Below are 19,416 nucleotides of genomic sequence, written 5' to 3'. Positions count from 1 at the left end.
CGCCGCTCAACCCACTCCCTCTGCCCGAGCTTCACTGAGAAAGCAGCCCATGAACCAGACCGTCCGCCCCGGGTTCTTCCCGCTCCTCCTCGTCGGCATCGCCGGCGGCATCCTCTCCGGGCTCTTCGGGATCGGCGGCGGCACCATCATCGTGCCGGCACTCGCGCTGTGGCTCAGCATGCCGCAGAAGCTCTCGGCCGGCACCTCGGTCGCGGCGATCCTGCCCACGGCGATCGTGGGCGCGACGACGTACGGGTTGCAGGGCCACGTCGACTGGATCGCGGGCGCCTGCCTCGCGATCGGCATCGTGCTCGGCGCTCAGCTGGGTGCCGCACTGCTCGCGAAGCTGCCGGTCGGCGCGATTCAGTGGGGATTCATGGTGTTCCTCGCGATCGTGATCGTGAGCCTCTGGTTCGTGGTGCCGCAGCGCGGCGACGAGATCGAGATCAACCCGCTGACGGTGTCGCTGCTCATCGTCACCGGATTCATCACCGGCATCCTGTCGGGGCTGCTGGGAGTCGGGGGCGGCGTCGTCGTCGTACCGGTGCTCATGTTCTTCTTCGGCTCGAGCGACCTCATCGCGAAGGGCACCTCGCTGCTGATGATGATCCCCGGCTCGATCTCGGGCACCATCGGCAACTTCCGCAGGCAGAACGTCGATCTGCGCGCGGCGGCGATCGTCGGTCTCGGTGCGTGCGTCTTCGTGCCGGTCGGCAACCTCTTCGCCGTGCTGGTCGACCCCTTCTGGGGCAACGTGGCGTTCTCGCTGTACCTCGTCTTCATCCTCGTCCAGATGCTGGTGCGCAAGCTCCGAAAGAAGAAGTAGGCGGTGGGCGTGGCGCCGCTCGCCGCCCTCAACCCCAACCTTCTGCGGATCGGGGTCACTTTCGGAGTGTGTCGACGCACTGCACAGCTCCGACACCCTCCGAAAGTGACCCCGCTGCGGAATTCGTCGTGCGGAAAGGGGCGCTGCGCAGGGCGGGCGCCAGCCGGCGGTTCTAATTGTTTCATTTAGGCATAATTGTGCTTGAATGAGGGTATGACCGAAGCCGTTCGCCCCCTGGTGGTTGCCGCGTGGCAGGCCGCCAGCACGCCCTGCGACGTCGACGCGAACCTCGCCGCGCTCGACGACGCCGCCGCCCAGGCCGCCGCGCAGGGGGTGGATCTCCTGATCACGCCCGAAATGTTCATCAGCGGGTACAACATCGGCGACGCTATGGACGGCATCGCCGCGGCGCAGCCGCTGGAACGCGTGCGCAGGATCGCCGAGCGCCACGCGATCGCCATCATCGCGGGCGGGCCCGAGCTGCTCGCCACTCACGAGCCCGACGGCGATCCGAGTGCCCCGGCCCCGGTCGCGAACGCGGCGTGGTTCATCGACGACGCCGGCGACGTGATCGCCCGCCACCGCAAGATCCAGCTCTTCGGCGATCTCGACCGAGAGCTGTTCGTGGCAGGCGAGCTGCCGCTCACCATCGCGGAGTTCCGGGGGCACCGCATCGCGATCCTCATCTGCTTCGACGTCGAATTCCCGGAGACCGTGCGCGCCGCGGCGCTCGCAGGAGCCGACCTCGTCGCCGTGCCGACGGCGCAGATGGAGCCGTACGGCTTCGTGAACGAGCACGTGATCCGCGTGCGCGCCTGGGAGAACTCGGTCTACGTCGCCTACGCCAATCAGCACGGGCCCGATGGTGATCTCGAGTACGTGGGGCGCAGCGTCATCGCGGACCCGTTCGGCGAGCATCTCGCTCAGGCCGACTCCGCGGGTGAATCGATGATCGTCGCGACCGTCGACCAGGCCACCCGTGAGCGGGCGCGGCTGCAGAACCCCTACCTCGACGAGGTGCGCTCGGCGCTGTTCCGCGCCGGCGAGCATTCCTGATCCATCGGGCCACCACGCACCGAAACCTACCGAACGAGGACGTTCCATGGCACATCAGTCAACGCCAACCGAACCCGCCCAGCGCTCGCGCCTGTCGGGCAATCTCGGCACCGGCAGCATCGCCTTCATGGTGATCGCGGCGGCCGCGCCCCTCACCGTGATCGGCGGCAACGCTCCGCTCGCCATCGGCCAGGGAAACGGCGCTGGGGCTCCCGTCGGCTTCCTGATCGCGTCGATCGTACTGCTGCTCTTCGCCGTCGGATTCGTCGCGATGACGCCGTATGTGAAGGAGGCCGGCGCGTTCTTCAGCTACGTCACCGTCGGGCTCGGCAGCCGGCTCGGCATGGGCACCGCGTACGTCGCGCTGATCGCGTACACCGCGATTCAGGCGGGCATCTACGGCTACATGGGCTGGGCCGTCATGGATCTCGTGCGCTACTACGGCGGCCCTGAGATCCACTGGTCGGTCTTCGCGATACTCGCGCTGCTCGTCGTCGGACTGCTCGGATACCGTCACATCGACCTCTCATCGAAGGTGCTCGGAATCGCGCTGCTGCTCGAGATCCTCGTCATGATGATCGTCAATGTAGCCGTGCTCGTGAGCGACGGCCCGGAAGGCCTCGCGCCGCAGTCGTTCGACCCGCAGGTGTTCCTCACGTCGGGCATCGGCGTGGCGATCCTCTTCGCGCTCACCGGCTTCATCGGCTTCGAATCGACCGCGATCTACCGCGACGAAGCGCGCGACCCGAGCCGCACCATTCCGCGCGCCACGTACCTCGCGGTTGCGATCATCGGCGTCTTCTACACCCTCTCGGTGTGGGTGCTGGTCGTCGCAGCGGGAGCGAGCAACGTGACCGAGGTCGCGCAGCAGACGCTCTTCGGATCGAAGAACATGCTGCTCGACACCGCGGGCGATTTCGCCGGCTCGCTCACGCGCAACGTGATGCAGATCCTGCTCGTCACCAGTCTGTTCGCCTGCGTGCTGAGCTTCCACAACATCGTCGCGCGCTACCAGTTCGCGCTCGCGAAGATCGGCTCCATGCCGGCGCCGCTCGGGCGCGTGCACGTCAAGCATCAGAGCCCGGCGCTCTCATCGCTCGTGCAGAGCATCACGGCGCTCGTGATCATCGGAGTGTTCGTCGTGATCGGCCTCGACCCCCTCGTGGAGGTCTTCGGATACATGGCGGGCGTCGCGACGATCGGCATGGTCATGATGATGCTGCTCACGACCATCGCGGTCGTCGTGTTCTTCCTGCGGAACCCGAGCCTGCGGAAGAACGTCTGGACGGGCACGGTGCTGCCGGTCGTCGCGGTCGTCGCACTGGGGCTCGCCGCCTGGCTGGTGCTGTCGAACTTCACCATGGTGACAGGAGGCAGCCTCGCCGTGAGCATCGCGCTCGCGCTGATTCCGCCGGTCGCGCTGATCGCGGGCGTGATCGTGAACCGAAGGGACGGCGGGCGCACCGTCGACATCCAGCTCGATCGGGTGCTCGAGGCCGAGACGCGGAAGTGACGTCGCGCCGGTGACGCCGCACGGGTGACGCCGCACGATCGTCGCCTAAGCTGATGAGATGACCGGTGCGAAGCGGCGCGAGGATGTGCCGGATCGCGCCCGCCCCCTGGAGGCGCCCCGTGTGGCCGCGATCGCGCGTTTGAGCGCCATCGACACCGTGCGTGCGCGTATTACGATGGCGATCGACCTCGGGCTGCTGCTGCCCGACGAGCGACTGCCCGCGACGGAGGAGATGGCCGAATCCTTCGGCGTGAGCACGACGTCGGTGAGTCGCGGGCTCGCGCTGCTGCAGGAGGAAGGCGTCATCGTGCGCAAGGCCGGGCGCTACGGCGGGAGCTACGTGCGCGGGGCGAGCGGGCCCGGCCCGGGGGAGGGGCGAGGCGCGGGGCGAGGCGCAGATGCCCCCGTGCAGTCGTTTCTCGACGACGACTCCCACGTGCACACCCTGATCGACGAGCGGGCCGTGATCGAGGCCGGGTTCGCGGCGCTGGCCGCGCACGAGCGGTCGGCCGGTGCGCTCGCGGAGTTGCGAGAGCTCACCGCGCGCATGGCGCAGACTGAGAGCTGGGCCGAGTTCCGCAACCTCGACCGCGCGTTCCACCGGGTCGTCGTCGAGGCTGCCGGCGCGCCGCGCGCCGTGTCGCTCGCCGCGCGGGTGAACGCCGAGCTCGATCCCTACTTCCTCCCCTACAGTATGGGACTGCTGCGCGACAGCAATCGCGAGCACGCGGAGATCGTCGACGCGCTCGAACGCGAGGACGCGGGGGCCGCAGCTCGGCTCACCGCCGCGCACGTGCAGGGCCTCCACCACTCGATGTACGTCGGGCTGACGAACGCCGGGTGATCCGCCGCTGCCGTCGCCGCCCGGCCGCCCACCCCCACCCTTCTGCGGAGCGGGGTCACTTTCGGAGTGTGTCGCGGTCGTGCGCAGCTGCGACACCCTCCGAAAGTGACCCCGCTGCGGAATGGGCCGGAGCCTGAGGCGGTCGCCGACTACAGCAGGTCGGCGACCGAGCCCAGCACCTCGTCGGGGCGGAAGGGGAAGCGCTCGATCTCGGCGCGATCCGAGATGCCGGTCATCACGAGCACCGTGTGCAGCCCCGCCTCGATGCCCGCGACGACGTCGGTGTCCATGCGATCGCCGATCATGCCGGTGTTGTGCGAGTGCGCGCCGATCTGGTTGAGCGCCGAGCGGAACATCATCGGGTTCGGCTTGCCGATGATGTACGGCTGCTTGCCGGTCGCCTTCGTGATGAGGGCGTTGATCGCCCCCGTCGCCGGGAGCGGACCCTCGTGGCTCGGTCCCGTCGCGTCGGGGTTGGTCGAGATGAACCGGGCCCCCTTGATGATGAGCCGGATCGCCTTCGTGATCGCCTCGAACGAGTAGTTGCGGGTCTCCCCGACGACCACGAAGTCGGGGTCCGTCTCGGTCATGACGTACCCCGCATCGTGCATGGCGGTCAGGATCCCGGCCTCGCCGATCACGAACGCCGAGCCTCCGGGCTGCTGCTGCTTCAGGAACGCCGCGGTGGCGAGCGCGCTCGTCCAGATTCGATTCTCGGGCACCGAGATTCCCGAGGCCGCGAGGCGGGCGCTCAGGTCGCGCGCGGTGAAGATGGAGTTGTTCGTGAGTACGAGATACGGGATCTCGTTCTCCTGCCAGTGCGCGATGAGGTCGGACGCGCCCGGGATCGCGCGGTTCTCGTGCACCAGCACGCCGTCCATGTCGGTGAGCCAGCATTCGATCTCGGCGCGGCGAGGGTGCGGGTCGTTCTGGGTCATGCGTTCAGCGTAGTCCGCACGTGTGAACGCGCGGTTTCGCTTCGTCGCCGACCGAGGCGCCCGTCAACCCCGGCCCGGGGCGGGCGGGCGCCTGGCACACTGGGATCATGCACGAACGAGCCGGAACTCCAGCGCGCCCCGAAGACTTGATCGACCTCGACGAGCTGCTCGCCGCGTACACCGGGATCGTTCCCGACGCGTCAGCGGCTGAGCAGCGCGTGGTCTTCGGCACGTCCGGCCACCGGGGCTCGGCGCTGCACGCGTCGTTCAACGAGGCGCACATCGCCGCCATCAGCGCAGCGATCGCGGAGTACCGCGCGGCGCAGGGCATCACCGGCCCGCTCTACATCGGCGCCGACACGCACGCGCTCTCGGCGCCGGCTCAGCGCACCGCCATCGAGGTGCTGCTCGCGGCGGGCGTACGGGTGCTCGCGGCTGCGGGCGAGGGCGACGCGGCGTTCGTTCCCACGCCCGCACTCAGTCACGCGATCCTGCGCTACAACCGCGGCCGCGACGACACCGACCCGGGCCGCGCCGACGGCATCGTGGTCACCCCGAGCCACAACCCGCCGAGCGACGGCGGCTTCAAGTACAACCCGCCCCACGGAGGGCCCGCGGGCAGCGATGCGACGGGGTGGATCGCCGATCGCGCGAACGAACTGCTCGAATCGGGGGTCGAGATCGCGCGTGCCGATGACGCGGCGGTGCGGGCCGTCGAGCGCTTCGACTTCATGGGCGCGTACGTCGACACCCTGGGCGAGGCGATCGACCTCGACGCGATCCGGGCAGCGAAGGTGCCGCTCGCGGTGCACCCGCTGGGCGGTGCGAGCGTCGCCTACTGGGCGGCGATCCGCGACCGTCTCGGCATCGAGCTCACCGTGCTCGGGCCCGGCGTCGACCCGCGGTGGGGGTTCATGCATCTCGACTGGGACGGCAAGATCCGCATGGACCCCTCGTCGGCGCACGTGATGTCCACGGTCGACGAGCATCGCGGCCCGTTCGCGATCATCGCGGGCAACGACGCCGACGCCGACCGCCACGGCATCGTCACCGCCGACGGCCTGATGAACCCCAACCACTACCTCGCGGTGGCCATCGACTACCTGCTCGCGCATCGCCCGGACTGGTCGCCCGAAGCGGGCATCGGCAAGACGCTCGTCTCGTCGGGAATCATCGATCGCGTCGTCGCTGCGCAGGGGCGCGAGCTGCTCGAGGTGCCGGTCGGATTCAAGTGGTTCGTGCCGGGCCTTGCCGACGGCAGTGTCGTGTTCGGCGGCGAGGAGAGCGCCGGCGCGTCGTTCCTCTGCTTCGACGGCAGCGCCTGGAGCACCGATAAAGACGGCATCCTGCTCGCGCTGCTCGCCGCAGAGATCCAGGCGGTCACCGGGCAGTCGCCCTCGGAGCGCTACCGCGAGCTCACCGCGCGGTTCGGCGAACCGGCGTACGCCCGCGTCGACGCAGCGGCGACGCCCGAGCAGAAGGCGCGGCTCGGCGCCCTGTCGCCCGACGACGTCACCGACACGGAGCTCGCGGGGGATCGCATCACCGCGATCCTCACCGAGGCTCCCGGCAACGGGGCGCCGATCGGGGGACTCAAGGTGCAGACCGAGCACGCATGGTTCGCGGCACGGCCGTCGGGCACCGAGGACGTCATGAAGATCTACGCGGAGTCGTTCCGCGGGGACGAGCATCTCGCCGAGGTGCAGGCCGCGGCGCAGGCCCTCGTCGGGCGCGTACTCGCCGACTGACGCCGGTACGCTAAGAGGCATGTCGCACGCCTCAGCAGCCACCCGTCGGTACTCCTACCTGGGGCCCGCGGGAACGTTCACCGAGGCGGCGCTGCGGCAGGTGCCCGAAGCCGAGGGGCAGGAGTGGAACCCCGTCGACAACCTCGGCGAAGCGCTGAGCGACGTGGTCTCGGGGGCCAGCGATGCGGCGATGATCGCGATCGAGAACTCGATCGACGGCGGTGTCACCGTCGCGCAGGATGCGCTCGCCACGATTCCCGGCCTGCGCATCATCGGCGAGTACCTCGTGCCGGTGCGCTTCGTGCTCGTCGCGAAGCCGGGAACCGCGCTCGCCGACGTGAACGTGGTGTCGGGCCACCCGGTCGCCTACGCCCAGTGCCGCGCGTGGCTGGACGGGGCCGCGCCCACGCATCGTCACCTCGTCGCGACGTCGAACGTGCAGGCCGCGGCCGACCTCTTCGACCCCGAGAAGGGCATCGACGCCGCGATCGCGCCCCCGGGCATCGAGGCGCACTACGACGTCGAGGTGCTCGCAGAGGGCATCGCCGAGAACCCCGACGCCGTGACCCGCTTCGTGCTCGTGAGCCGCACCGTGCCGGTGGGGGAGCCGACCGGGGCCGACAAGACCTCGCTGATGGTGGAGCTGCCCGAGGATCGGCCGGGCGCGCTGCTCGACCTGCTCGAGCAGTTCGCGGCGCGCGGCGTGAACCTGACGCTGCTGGCGTCTCGCCCGATCGGCGACCGGATGGGGCGATACCGCTTCGTGATCGACGCCGAAGGGCACGTGAAGGACGAGCGGGTCGCCGACGCGCTGCTCGGCGTGAAGCGCTTCAGCCCGAAGGTCGTGTTCCTGGGGTCGTACCCGCGGGCGGATCGCGTTGCGGCGACGATCCGCGACCTGCACGACGACGACACGTTCCGGGATGCGCGCGATTGGCTGCGCGGCGTCATCGAGGGGACCGGCGACGGAGAGGCGTAGTCGGTCTAGGCTCTCGCGCGCCACTCGGGCAGCACGCGCACGATGAGCGATCCGGGATCGACATCGCCGCTCACCGTGAGCGCGTATCCGAAGTCGTCGCCGTCGAGCTGCACCGGTTCGGGCTTCGCCACCGCCAGCGCGTAGCGCTCGGCGCGCAGGTACGAGACGCTGCGCGTATCGCGTTCGAGGTCGATGATCCTGCGCCCCGCGCGCGAGCGCCGCAGCACCCCGTTCTCCCACCCGATCTTGCGCCAGATGCGCAGCCAGGCGAACCGGCCGAGCGGGTGCAGCGCGACGACGTCGAGCTTGCCGTCGTCGAGGCGGGCGTCGGGAATCAGCAGCACGCCCCCGGGCATCAGCCCGCAGTTGCCGATCATCACCGTGTAGACCGAGAGCGGGCGCACGGGCGAGCGGTCGACGGAGTAGTGGATCTGCAGCGGGCGATCGGAGATCATGGTGCGCACCCCGGCGTCGACGTACGCGAGCCACCCGAGCCGCTTCTTGAGCGTCGCCTTCGTGGCCGAGATGGCGCGCGCGTCGAGGCCCATGCCCGCGAGCACGAGGAAGACGTGCTGGCTCTCGGACTCGTCTTCGCGCACGATGCGAACGATGCCGAGGTCGATTGCGCGGTTGCGGCCCGTGAACGCCGCGCGCACGACCTCGTCGAGGCGATTGAGCGGGGCTCCGAGGTTTCTCGCGAGCAGGTTGCCGGTGCCCTGCGGCACGATGGCGACGGGGATCCCGCTGCCCCTGAGCGCCTCGGCCACCGCCCGGATCGTGCCGTCGCCCCCGCTCGCGAGCACGACGTTCGCCCCGTCTTCGACCGCCCGGCGCGCGGCGGCCACCCCGGCGTCATTCGCAGCGGTCTCGTACCAGCGGGACCCGCCCCAGCCGGATGCGCGCTCCTCGTGCGCAACGGCCGCGCGAAGTGCCGGTACGTCGGTCTTGAACGGCTGGTACACGACCGCGGCCCACGGAATGTGATGCGAGCGGGTACCTGGCATGGCTCCAGGGTACTGCCGGGCAGCCGTTCTCACGCTGGGCGCGGGTAAGCTGGAGCGCGTGATCGATCCAGTCCTCCTCCGCAACGATCCCGAAGCCGTGAAGCGCTCGCAGCGCGCCAGAGGAAACGACGAGGCGGTGGTCGACGAGGCGCTCGCCGCAGATGCGAATCGTCGCGCAGCCCTCGGCGAGTTCGAGTCGTTGCGTGCCGAGCAGAACGAGTTCGGCAAGCAGGTGAAGGCGGCCTCGAAGGAGGAGAAGCCGGAGCTGATCAAGCGGGCGCAGCAGCTCGCCGCCTCGGTCAAGGCGGCGGATGCCCGCGCGAAGGAGGCCGAGGCCGAGTTCGACGCCGTCTCGCAGCGCATCGAGAACCTGGTCATCGAGGGCGTGCCGTCGGGCGGCGAGGAGAACTTCGTCACCCTGCGCGAGGTCGGCGAGCAGCCCACCTTCGACTTCGAGCCCCGCGACCACCTCGAACTGGGCGAGATGCTGGGCGCGATCGACATGGAGCGCGGTGCCAAGGTGTCGGGAGCGCGCTTCTACTTCCTGCGCGGCGTGGGTGCGCGGCTCGAACTGGCGCTCATGAACATGGCGCTCGACCGGGCGCTGCAGCACGGCTTCACCCCGCTCATCACGCCCACGCTCGTGAAGCCCGAGATCATGCAGGGCACCGGCTTCCTGGGCGAGCACGCCGACGAGGTCTACCACCTTCCGGCGCAGGATCTCTTCCTCACCGGCACCAGCGAGGTCGCCCTCGCGGGGTACCACGCCGACGAGATCATCGACGTCTCGGGCGGGCCGATCCGCTACGCCGGATGGTCGACGTGCTACCGCAGCGAGGCCGGCTCGCACGGCAAGGACACGCGCGGCATCCTGCGCGTGCACCAGTTCAACAAGCTCGAGATGTTCGTCTACGCCGACCCGGCCGAGGCCGAGGCCGAGCACGATCGCCTCGTCGGGTGGCAGGAGGAGATCCTCCAGGCACTCGGGCTGCACTACCGCGTCATCGATGTCGCGGCCGGCGATCTGGGGTCGAGCGCCGCGCGCAAGTTCGACATCGAGGCGTGGGTGCCGACGCAGGATGCGTACCGCGAGCTCACCTCGACGAGCAACTGCACGACCTACCAGTCGCGACGGTTGTCGACGCGCTACCGCACGGAGAGCGGCAAGACGGCGGCTGTCGCGACGCTGAACGGCACCCTCGCCACGACGCGGTGGATCGTCGCGATCCTCGAAACGCACCAGCAGGCGGACGGCAGTGTGATCGTGCCCGAGGCGCTGCGCCCGTACCTCGGCGGCCTCGACGTGCTCACGCCGATCGCGGAGGCCTGAGCCGATGACCGCCGCGCCCCGCATCCCCGCCGCCGAACGTCACCTCATCGCGCTCGACATCGACGGGACCGTGCTGAACCACGGGTTCGGCGCCGGGGCGGGGGACGACGCGGGCGGCGGACACATCGACGCCGACCTGGCCGATGCGATCCTCACCCTGCACGAGATGGGGCACGAGGTCGTCATCGCGACCGGGCGTTCGGTCGATGCAACGCTCCCCATCGTCGAGCGGCTCCGGATCCGCCCGGAGTGGGTCGTCTCGGCCAACGGCGCGGTGACGCTGCGTCGCGACCCGCTCGCGAACCGCGCGTACCGACGGGAGTTCGTCGAGGCGTTCGACCCGAGCGACGCGCTGCAGAAGATCCGCACCCAGCTCGTGACGGCGCGCTTCGCGGTCGAGCTGGCCGATGGCGGGTTCCTCTACACCGATGACATCCCCACGGGCACGCTGCCGTCGCGCCAGCGCCGCGTGCCGTTCGAGCAGCTGCTCGGCGTGCAGGCGTCGCGCGTCGTGGTCGTGTCGCCCGATCACCGTCTCGAGGAGTTCCTCGACGTGGTCGAAACGCTGGGGCTCACGCACGTGTCGTACGCGGTCGGCAGCACGTCATGGCTCGATATCGCCCCGCACGGCGTGACCAAGGCGAGCGCGCTCGAGGTCGTCGCGTCGCACCTGGGCATCGACGGATCGCGCGTCTTCGCCGCCGGTGATGGGCGCAACGACATCGAGATGCTGCAGTGGGCGGCGAAGCGCGGCGACGCGGTCGCGATGGGGCAGGCCGTCGACGACGTGCGGGCCGTGGCCACCCGCGTGACGGGCACGATCGACGAGGTGGGCCTGCTCGCCGCGCTACGCGACCGCTTCCCGGTGCTGGGGTAGCGGGTCTGAGCGCGGATCCCGGCCGTCCGAGCGCCTGCGCCCCGTTTGCTAAGCTCGTTCGCGGAGGGTTGTCCGAGCGGCCGAAGGAACTTGTCTTGAAAACAAGCAGGCGGTAACCCCGTCTCAGGGGTTCAAATCCCCTACCCTCCGCGGAAACCCCAGATCAGAGGCCGAAAGCCCTGAACCTGTCTAGACCCAGGTTCGGGGCTTTCATTCTGCCTCTCACAAAATCAATCACAACCCGAGGAATGCAGCGTCTAGACCTTGCCCGCTGCCGCCTCCGGTACATCTGACTCTCACGCCGAACGCTTCCCCACCTTCGCCGCTACCGCCGCGATGCCGCTTGCTCCACCTTCAGGCAGGTACGCGCCCAAGAAGGTCTCGACGGTATGGCCGAGCCAGGCCGCGGCATCGGTCGGTGCCACCCCCGCCGCGATGAACAAAAACGCGTTCGTGTGGCGGAGCGAGTGGAGGTGGATCTTCGGCACAGACGCGGATGCGCAGAGCTGCCGGAACCTGGGTCTGATGCACGTTTAGGTGGCAGTTGGGTTAGGCAGCGAGTGCGACCTGATTGTTCATGATGGTCTCGTACTCGAGCGGCGTCAAACGTCCCAACCGTCCCGTCTTCGGCTAAGCTTCAACCGTGGTTGAACCCTCTGCGATCGTGCCGACGAAGGTCTCCGTGCAGCCCGATGTTCGCGTTCTCGGGGCCCGCGAACATAATCTGCAGGATGTCAGTCTCTCGGTACCGCGCGATGCAACGGTCGTGTTCACCGGGGTGTCTGGATCGGGAAAGTCCTCGCTGGCGTTCGGGACGCTGTACGCCGAGTCGCAACGACGCTATTTAGAGTCGGTGGCACCGTACGCCCGCCGTCTGATCGATCAGGCGGGAGTGCCCGATGTCGACTCGATCACGGGGATGCCGCCTGCGGTTGCGCTACAGCAGCAGCGCGGTGCCGGCAACGCACGATCGACCGTGGGCAGCATCACCACGTTGTCGAGCTTGATACGAATGCTGTACTCGAGAGCCGGGGACTACCCGGATGGGCAGCCGATGTTGTATTCGGATGACTTCTCCGCGAACACGGTCCAAGGAGCCTGCTCGGAGTGCCACGGCATCGGCCGCGTGTACACGGTGAACGAGCAGCAGATGGTCCCGGACCCATCGCTCACCATCCGCGAACGCGCCATCGCTTCCTGGCCGACCGCGTGGCACGGCCATCAGCTGCGCGACGTACTGGTTGCTCTCGGTTACGACGTCGATGTGCCGTGGCAGGACCTGCCGCGAAAGGACCGTGACTGGATCCTGTACACCGATGAGACCCCGTTCGTTCCGGTCCACTCCCGGCTCACCCTCTCCGAGTCCAAAGCTGCGATCGAAGCAGGTGCGGAGCCGAGCTACTCGGGCACGTTCGTCGGGGCTCGTCGGTACATTCTGGACACGTTCGCGAACACAAAGAGCGCATCGATGAAGCGGCGCGTCGCGCAGTTCCTCACCGCTGCGATCTGCCCGGTCTGTCATGGTAAACGGCTGAAGCCCGAGGCGCTGTCTGTAACGTTCGAAGGATTCGACATCGCCGAATTCTCCCAACTGCCGCTTCGGGAACTTGTCACGACGCTCTCGGGTGTCATCGCACGCATAGAGCGGGAGGCCGCTTCTTCTGGGGCGGTCTCTACACGAGCCGCATGGGAAGATCGAATCGCTGGTGGCGAGTCCCCGCAGGCCTCCGCGTCGGATGTGCGACCCACAGTGCGTCCCGCGCCAGAGAAGCGTGCCGCTGCGGTCCAGCTCGCTTCAGGGGTGCTGCAGCGGCTTCGTCCACTGGTCGATTTGGGGCTGGGCTACCTTTCATTGAGTCGGACGACGCCGACGCTGTCTGGTGGTGAGCTACAGCGTTTACGGCTCGCGACGCAACTCAGCTCTGATCTGTTCGGGGTGGTCTACGTCCTCGACGAACCATCGGCGGGGCTGCATCCGCAGGATGTGGCGGCGCTCCTCGGGATCCTGGATGGGCTCAAGGGGCGAGGGAACAGCCTGTTCATTGTCGAACACTCCGTGGCTGTGATGCGGCACGCGGACTGGCTGGTCGACATCGGCCCCGGTGCCGGTGAACACGGCGGCCGAGTGCTCTACAGCGGCCCGCCCGACGGGCTCGCCGATATCACGGAGTCGGTGACACGCGGATACCTGTTCGGCGGCCGCGGTCTACCTCTTCGCACACCCCGTGAGGCACGCAGTTGGCTGCGCCTGGAGAACGTGACGCGGAACAACCTGCACGACCTCACGGTCGATATCCCGTTGGGTGTCTTCACCGCGGTTACGGGCGTGTCCGGGTCCGGCAAGTCGAGTCTGGTCAGCCAGGCGCTTCCGTCGCTGCTTGGCGATCGCCTTGGCCGGGCCGTCCCGGCCGATGACGAGCCGGTCAGCGACGAGTCACTCCTCGCGCATGCGCCGGAACGTCTTGATGGACGGATTGCCGGGCCCGTCACCGGTGTACGGCGGCTGGTAGTCATTGACCAGCGGCCCATCGGCCGGACGCCGCGGTCGAACGTCGCCACCTACACCGGGCTGTTCGACCATGTCCGTCGTCGATTCGCAGATACCCCGGAAGCTCGTTCCCTCGGGTACAAGCCCGGCCGATTCTCCTTCAATGTCGCCGGCGGGCGCTGCCAGACCTGCGAGGGCGAGGGATCGGTGATGGTCGAGCTCCTCTTCCTGCCTTCCGTGTACACCGAATGCCCCGACTGCCACGGCACCCGATACAAGGCGTCAACGCTCGAGATCACGTGGCGGGGGCGCACGATCGCTGACGTGTTGTCGATGAGCGTCGAGGAGGCGAACCTGTTCTTCGTGGGCGATGAGGAGATCACGCGATCGCTGGCCGCTTTGTCGGACGTTGGACTCGATTACCTCCGACTGGGTCAACCGGCAACGGAACTCTCGGGGGGTGAGGCCCAGCGAGTCAAGCTGGCGACCGAGTTGCAGCGTGCGCAGCGTGGGGACACGCTGTACGTATTGGACGAGCCAACGTCCGGGCTTCACTGCGCCGACACGGATCGTCTGATCGTGCATCTGCAGACGCTGGTCGATGCGGGCAACACGGTCGTCGCCGCGGAGCTGGACATGCGCGTTGTCGCGGTGGCCGATCACGTGATCGATCTTGGACCCGGCGCGGGCGACGCCGGCGGGACGGTGGTTGCAGCTGGTACGCCCGCCTACGTCGCGGAAGAGGGCGTCGGTGCTTCCGCGGGCTACCTTGCCGCCGCACTGCAGGCAGCCGCCAACGTGACCCCATCGTGACGAGTGTGTGGTCTCAGGCGGGGAGCTTAGAGGCCAGGACGTCCAACTTCTCGATCGTGGGTTCGCTGAACAGTTTGCCGGCCAGAATCGCGGGTCACCCCCCCCGCGATTGGGAGACACGCCCTAGCTCTGGGCCTCGCCGAGGCGCGCTTCGGGCGTGAGCTCGGCGCGGAGACCGCCGCCGGTCGCAGCCCGGGCAAGAGCGCGACCCAGCGCAGGTGCCTGCTTGAACAAATTGTGGCCGGCCACAAAAAGGACAGAGCCCGCCTCCCACACGGCCACGCCGTCCTCACTCCACGGGAGGTCGGTCACCCAGCAGTGAAGGAAGTCGCGCGGCTCTGGGTGGAGACCGGGCAGGGCCCGTGTCACGTATTCGCGTGCGCGTTCGTCCAGCGATCGAATCGCCGCCGGGTCGATGAAAGTTCCGTCGTCGCGGACGCCGACGGTGTCGCTGAGTCCGACCGAATAGTTGCTGTTGCCCGGTAGCGGCGTCGCGTAGACGCCGACTTCGCCGAAGACGCCGCTGCTGTCCTGCAGGCACGCGACTCGTGCCGGGGCGGCGGCTTTCACATCGAAGGTCAGCCTGACGTGCGCGGCAAGGCGAACCGGCAGCGACAGGCCGACGCTGCGTGCCAGGCGGGCGGTTTCGCGGCCGGCGCACACGACCACCTTGGAGTAGACAGCCCGGTCGGTGACGCTGCGCACCTCGACCGTCCCGTCGGCGCGGGGATCGATGGAGATGACCTCACCGGTGGTGACCGCATCTGCGAGGGCACCCGTGAGTGCCGTGATCGCGGCGCGGGTGCGGATCGCGCCGCCCGACTCGTCGAGCACCGCTGGCCCCGAGTACCCAGCGAGCAGCGGCATCCGCTGGGCGACCTCGGCCGCGTCGATCTCGTGCGCTTCCACGCCGCCGACATGGTCGAGCACCCGCAGCCGCGCCAGGGCGCTGTCTCCGATCGCCAGGACACCGTCTGATGAGATCAGCTCGACGTCGAAGTGTTCGGCCCACTCATCCCATACGCCGCGGCTTTCGCGCGCGAAAGCGACGAGTCGCGGGTCGTCGTGGGCATGCCGGAAGATCCGCGCCTCGCCTGCGGACTGACCCGTTCCGGGCAGACCAGCCTCGTACAAGCGCACCGGTACGCCCTGCTCCCGCAGCGCGTACGCCGTCGACAGACCGACGATCCCGCCCCCGATCACTGCTACCTCGGGTGAACGCGTCGTGGCAACGCCGTGGTCAGTTCCTGTCATCGCGGTTCCCCGATAAGTTGGTGATTAGCGATAGGCCGCAAGAGAAGGGGCCGCTGCCACGACGTCAGCGGGCTGTGTAAGCCCGAAGTCACCGCGCGCAGCGAACCCCTCCTTTCTGGGCCAGTACTCCCGGTCTGTGGTGTCAGGCGGGGAGTTTGGAGCCCAGGACGTCGAGCTTCTCGATCGTCGGTTCGCTGAACAGTTTGCCGGTCTGCTCGCCGAGAGCGGCAGCGACTGCGCCGGACAGGTGCGCGTCGCGGCCGGCGTCATCGGGGAACACATCGAAGATCCCGAATGAGGACGGGCCTAGACGGATCGCGAACCACGCGACGGTGGCCGGTTCCTCCTCGACGAGCCCTCGTCCGATGCCGAGGAATTCCTGGACCTCGTCTTCCTTACCGGGCAGGGCCTCCAACCTGACCAGCAGTCCCTTTGTCACGCTCATGACGTCACCTCTTCCTGGTTCGAATTACTCGCAAATTTCGCTACGATCGTCTCGCAGAACGTATGCAGGTCGTCGGGTGAGCGGCTGGTGATTAGGTTCCTGTCGACCACGACGTCCTGGTCGACGACGTCCGCACCCGCGTTGCGCAGGTCCGTGCGGATGCTCGGGAAGGACGTCAAGGTGCGACCTTCGACCACGCCAGCCTCGATCAACGTCCAAGGCCCGTGACAGATCGCCGCCACGGTCTTGCCACTCTCGACGAAGTCGCGGACGAAGGAAACGGCGTCCTTGTCGACCCGGAGCTGGTCAGGGTTCACCGTGCCGCCGGGAAGCAGCAGGGCGTCGTAGTCGCCCACCGAGGCGTCGGCGACCAACCCGTCAACGGTGAACGTGCCTGCTGCATCCAGGTCGTTCTCACGGGCCTGAATCTCACCGTCATGGATCGAGAGGACCTCGGTCTGTGCACCAGCCTGCTCCAGTGCCTCGCGAGGCTTTTCGAGTTCGACTCGCTCGACCCCGTCGGCGGCGAGGATGGCGATTCTCTTGCCCTGTAGCGTCTCGGTCATATCAGTTCGCCTTCTTCTCGGTCGACATGCCGGGCTTGATGAGGACCTTGGTCCAACCCTTGGACCGGGCGTCGAAGTTCTTGTAGGCATCGGCAGCCTGGTCCAGCGAGATCTCGTGGGAGACGATCCACGAAGGGGTCGCCTTGCCGGCGGCGATCAAATCCCGCAGCTGGCGGTTGTACCGCTTGACCGGGGCCTGACCGCTCCCCATGGTCTGACCCTTGAACCAATGCGTTCCGAAGTCGATGGCCGCCTTTCCCTGCTTGGCGAGGTCATCCTTGGCTCCGGGGTCTTGGGGGACGAACACGCCAACGGTGCCGATTCCTCCGGTGAAACGCACCGCGTTGATGAGCATGTTCATAGTAGCGGCCGTGTCCTCGTTGCCTTGGGGATCGTGGGCCTGGTAACCCACGCATTCGCAGCCACGGTCAGCTCCGAGTCCCATCGTCTCGTCGAGAACGGCTTGCACGGGGTCGACCTTGGAATCGTCGATGGCGATCGCGCCGATCTGCTCGGCCAGCGCGAGCCGGTCAGGGTGGCGGTCGACCACCATCACCTTCGCTGCGCCCTTGATGATCGCGGACAGGGCGGCCATCAATCCGACCGGACCCGCCCCAGCGATCACAACGCTATCGCCCGGGATCACGCCGGCCATCTCGGTGGCGTGGTAGCCGGTGGGGAAGATGTCAGAGAGCATGACGTAGTCGTTCTCTCTCTCCTCCGCATCCTCGCCCAGGCGCAGCGCGTTGTGATCACCGAAAGGCACACGGAGCAGTTCCGCTTGGCCACCGCCATAGGGACCCATGTCGGCGAACCCATAGGCCGCACCGGCGAATGATGGTTCGGGCTGGGTGGTGAGACAGTAGTTGGTCAGGCCGCGTTCGCAGTTCTTACAGAACCCGCACGAGATGTTGAACGGCAGCACAACCCGGTCTCCGACCGTAACCTTCTCCACGCCACTGCCAACCTCGACGACCTCCCCCATGTTCTCGTGACCGAACGTCCGACCTACCTCGAAGGAAGTCCGCCCCTCGTACATGTGGAGGTCCGAGCCGCAGATGTTCGTCGTCGTTACCCTGACCAGGACATCGGTGGGTCGCTCGATCTTCGCGTCCGGGACATCTTTCGTGCTGACCTGACGGGGTCCCTCGTACACCACTGCTTTCATGTCTGCTCCGATCCGCTAGTGTTGCTCGATAGTCCTTCTAGGGGGCGCTAACGATGTCGGTCCCTCCGGGATACACACAACGCTCCTAGAGGCCACATGTCAAGGAGGTTTACCTGACGATCGCCCGACTCCTTGTCGTTGAAACGCCCACCGAAACCAGGTTCTAAAGCACGTTTGAACCGCTATGGGTGTGATGGAGACTCGCTTTATTTGATTCCCAGCCGCCGATCGGCGGCTGTTTGGCCAGCATAGAACGCTCCATCGAACTCGACTGGTGGGACGCCGCCGAGGTAGCCATGGAGGCGTTGCGTGTTGTGCCAGTGCACCCAGCCGAGGGTCGCCAGTTCGAGATCTTCGACTGTTCGCCAGGGTCCGGATCTGCCGGGCCCGCGGACCAGTTCGGTCTTGTAGTAGCCGTTCACCGTCTCGGCCAGGGCGTTGTCATACGAATCCCCGACGGTTCCAATCGATGGTGTCGCGCTGCGCGGCGTTCCCGTAGCGGATCGACGTGAATTGAGCCCCTGCGTTGCTGTGACATCGCAAACCCTCGTGATGGCGGCCTCTCGACTAGCGGGCCATCTCAATCGCGTCGAGGACCATCTCAGCACGCATATGTGACGCGCACCGACACCCCATGATCATCCGGCTGAACGCGTCGATGATGAAGCAGACGTATGCGACCCCGGCCCAGGTCGGCACGAACGTCAGGTCGGTGACACAGAGCCGGTTCGGCGCGACCGCGGTGAACTCCCGCTTCACCGGGTCAGGATGCCGCGCCGAGGTCGGATCGGGCCGTGTGGTCTTCACCCGCTTCGACCGAATCGCCCCCTCGATACCTACCGCCCGCATAAACCGGCCCGTCTGGTCCCGACCGATCTCGCTCCCGGCGCGCCGAGCCGCCTTCCAGAGCTTCCGGACCCCATAGACGCGGTAATTGTCTTCCCGGACTTCGACAAGCTCAGGGATCAGGACAGCGTCGCTGATCGCCCGCGCTGACGGAGCACGATCTTTCGCGGCGTAATACGTGCTCGGAGCTACGCGCAACAGGCTGCAGATGGGCTCGACTCCGAGCGGGCGACCCTCGATGACGTCGTTCTTGTTCGCGTCGATGAACGCGACTACTTCCGACGTTGGCGGTCGAGCTCCGCCCCGAAGAAAGACGCCGCTCTCTTCAAGATCTCGTTGGCTCGCCGCAACTTACGAACCTCTTGCTCCAGCTCTCGCACCCGACAGGCCCCCGCCGTCACCCCGGCAACGTGACCGTCATCAACATCCGCTTGCTTGAGCCAACTCCGGACGGACTCGAGCCCGTAACCGAGCTGCGTCGCCACGCGCCGCACCGTCCCGTGCTCGGTTCCGAGCTCCGCGCGCAACGTCCTGATCATCCGCACCGCAGACGCCTTCTCCTCCGGCGAATACCTACGCCCCGTCGACCCACCAGATCCCTGCTTCGACACCATGACTCCATCCTCGTTTCCAAGCTCAAGAGCTGAAGCGCTCTGGGTTTGTTGGAGACTCCTGACCTTGGAAACGAGGATGGAGTTATGCCGAAAGAGCAGACATCAGG

16 protein-coding genes, 1 tRNA gene and 1 pseudogene are annotated in these 19,416 nt (G+C 67.5%); 10 read left to right on the top strand and 8 right to left on the bottom strand.

Annotated elements, in window-relative coordinates:
* The first annotated feature begins 49 nt into the window (after window positions 1-49).
* The 4 genes from PQI23_RS11150 to PQI23_RS11135 all read left to right on the top strand — a co-directional run bounded on the left by PQI23_RS11150 (window position 50) and on the right by PQI23_RS11135 (window position 4,239).
* Entirely contained in the window at window positions 50-826 is a 777-nt protein-coding gene (locus PQI23_RS11150) for a sulfite exporter TauE/SafE family protein (protein ID WP_339974524.1), read from the top strand.
* Between the two features lie 213 nt (window positions 827-1,039).
* Complete coding sequence (locus tag PQI23_RS11145; RefSeq protein ID WP_339974522.1) at window positions 1,040-1,882, top strand: nitrilase-related carbon-nitrogen hydrolase; 843 nt, start codon at window positions 1,040-1,042, stop codon at window positions 1,880-1,882.
* Window positions 1,883-1,928: 46 nt separating this feature from the next.
* Window positions 1,929-3,395 carry an APC family permease gene (locus PQI23_RS11140; protein ID WP_339974520.1) on the top strand — a complete coding sequence of 489 codons (1,467 nt, stop codon included), beginning with the start codon at window positions 1,929-1,931 and terminating at the stop codon, window positions 3,393-3,395.
* A 58-nt stretch (window positions 3,396-3,453) separates the two neighbouring features.
* A complete protein-coding gene (locus PQI23_RS11135) occupies window positions 3,454-4,239 on the top strand; it encodes a FadR/GntR family transcriptional regulator (RefSeq protein ID WP_339974518.1) in 786 nt (261 codons plus the stop codon).
* Window positions 4,240-4,388: 149 nt separating this feature from the next.
* On the opposite strand, the gene PQI23_RS11130 is transcribed toward PQI23_RS11135, so the two are convergent.
* Window positions 4,389-5,177, bottom strand: a complete 789-nt coding sequence (locus tag PQI23_RS11130; protein WP_339974516.1) for an HAD-IIA family hydrolase — start codon at window positions 5,175-5,177, stop codon at window positions 4,389-4,391.
* 107 nt (window positions 5,178-5,284) lie between these two features.
* Between PQI23_RS11130 and pgm the strand changes: the two genes are divergently transcribed.
* Window positions 5,285-6,925 (top strand): phosphoglucomutase (alpha-D-glucose-1,6-bisphosphate-dependent), encoded by a 1,641-nt coding sequence (pgm, locus tag PQI23_RS11125; protein WP_339974514.1) that lies wholly within the window; start codon window positions 5,285-5,287, stop codon window positions 6,923-6,925.
* Window positions 6,926-6,944: 19 nt separating this feature from the next.
* On the top strand, window positions 6,945-7,904 hold the full coding sequence (gene pheA, locus PQI23_RS11120) for a prephenate dehydratase (RefSeq protein WP_339974512.1): 960 nt from the start codon (window positions 6,945-6,947) through the stop codon (window positions 7,902-7,904).
* 5 nt (window positions 7,905-7,909) lie between these two features.
* On the opposite strand, the gene PQI23_RS11115 is transcribed toward pheA, so the two are convergent.
* Entirely contained in the window at window positions 7,910-8,908 is a 999-nt protein-coding gene (locus PQI23_RS11115; RefSeq protein ID WP_339974510.1) for a diacylglycerol/lipid kinase family protein, read from the bottom strand.
* Between the two features lie 58 nt (window positions 8,909-8,966).
* Here PQI23_RS11115 and serS point away from each other — a divergent pair, with 58 nt between their 5' ends.
* From serS to PQI23_RS11100, 3 genes are all read left to right on the top strand, one after another.
* Window positions 8,967-10,238, top strand: a complete 1,272-nt coding sequence (gene serS / locus PQI23_RS11110; protein WP_339974508.1) for a serine--tRNA ligase — start codon at window positions 8,967-8,969, stop codon at window positions 10,236-10,238.
* A 4-nt stretch (window positions 10,239-10,242) separates the two neighbouring features.
* The gene (locus PQI23_RS11105) at window positions 10,243-11,115 is read left to right on the top strand and encodes an HAD family hydrolase (RefSeq protein WP_339974506.1); all 873 of its coding nucleotides are present in this window, start codon (window positions 10,243-10,245) and stop codon (window positions 11,113-11,115) included.
* A gap of 62 nt (window positions 11,116-11,177) precedes the next feature.
* A tRNA-Ser gene (locus PQI23_RS11100) sits at window positions 11,178-11,265 on the top strand.
* Between the two features lie 146 nt (window positions 11,266-11,411).
* Here PQI23_RS11100 and PQI23_RS11095 read toward each other — a convergent pair.
* Window positions 11,412-11,603 (bottom strand): hypothetical protein, encoded by a 192-nt coding sequence (locus PQI23_RS11095; protein ID WP_339974504.1) that lies wholly within the window; start codon window positions 11,601-11,603, stop codon window positions 11,412-11,414.
* Window positions 11,604-11,758: 155 nt separating this feature from the next.
* Between PQI23_RS11095 and PQI23_RS11090 the strand changes: the two genes are divergently transcribed.
* Complete coding sequence (locus PQI23_RS11090) at window positions 11,759-14,416, top strand: excinuclease ABC subunit UvrA (protein ID WP_339974502.1); 2,658 nt, start codon at window positions 11,759-11,761, stop codon at window positions 14,414-14,416.
* Between the two features lie 123 nt (window positions 14,417-14,539).
* Here PQI23_RS11090 and PQI23_RS11085 read toward each other — a convergent pair whose 3' ends face one another.
* The 5 genes and pseudogenes from PQI23_RS11085 to PQI23_RS11065 all read right to left on the bottom strand — a co-directional run bounded on the left by PQI23_RS11085 (window position 14,540) and on the right by PQI23_RS11065 (window position 19,309).
* Window positions 14,540-15,670: an NAD(P)/FAD-dependent oxidoreductase gene (locus PQI23_RS11085; RefSeq protein WP_339974500.1), complete on the bottom strand. Its 1,131-nt coding sequence runs from the start codon at window positions 15,668-15,670 to the stop codon at window positions 14,540-14,542.
* Window positions 15,671-15,812: 142 nt separating this feature from the next.
* The gene (locus PQI23_RS11080; RefSeq protein ID WP_184324588.1) at window positions 15,813-16,115 is read right to left on the bottom strand and encodes a putative quinol monooxygenase; all 303 of its coding nucleotides are present in this window, start codon (window positions 16,113-16,115) and stop codon (window positions 15,813-15,815) included.
* Window positions 16,112-16,681: a type 1 glutamine amidotransferase domain-containing protein gene (locus PQI23_RS11075; protein ID WP_339974496.1), complete on the bottom strand. Its 570-nt coding sequence runs from the start codon at window positions 16,679-16,681 to the stop codon at window positions 16,112-16,114. Before PQI23_RS11075 ends, PQI23_RS11080 begins: the two co-directional genes overlap by 4 nt.
* Window position 16,682: 1 nt before the next feature.
* Window positions 16,683-17,849: a glutathione-independent formaldehyde dehydrogenase gene (locus PQI23_RS11070; RefSeq protein WP_339974494.1), complete on the bottom strand. Its 1,167-nt coding sequence runs from the start codon at window positions 17,847-17,849 to the stop codon at window positions 16,683-16,685.
* Between the two features lie 206 nt (window positions 17,850-18,055).
* Window positions 18,056-19,309: pseudogene (locus tag PQI23_RS11065) on the bottom strand (IS3 family transposase).
* Window positions 19,310-19,416 lie beyond the last annotated feature (107 nt).

The organism is Leucobacter sp. USCH14 (assembly GCF_037619215.1).
In the GTDB taxonomy this organism is placed as follows: domain Bacteria; phylum Actinomycetota; class Actinomycetes; order Actinomycetales; family Microbacteriaceae; genus Leucobacter.
The sequence above is the reverse complement of the archived record's forward strand: the minus strand, read 5'-3'. Positions and strand labels throughout refer to the sequence as shown.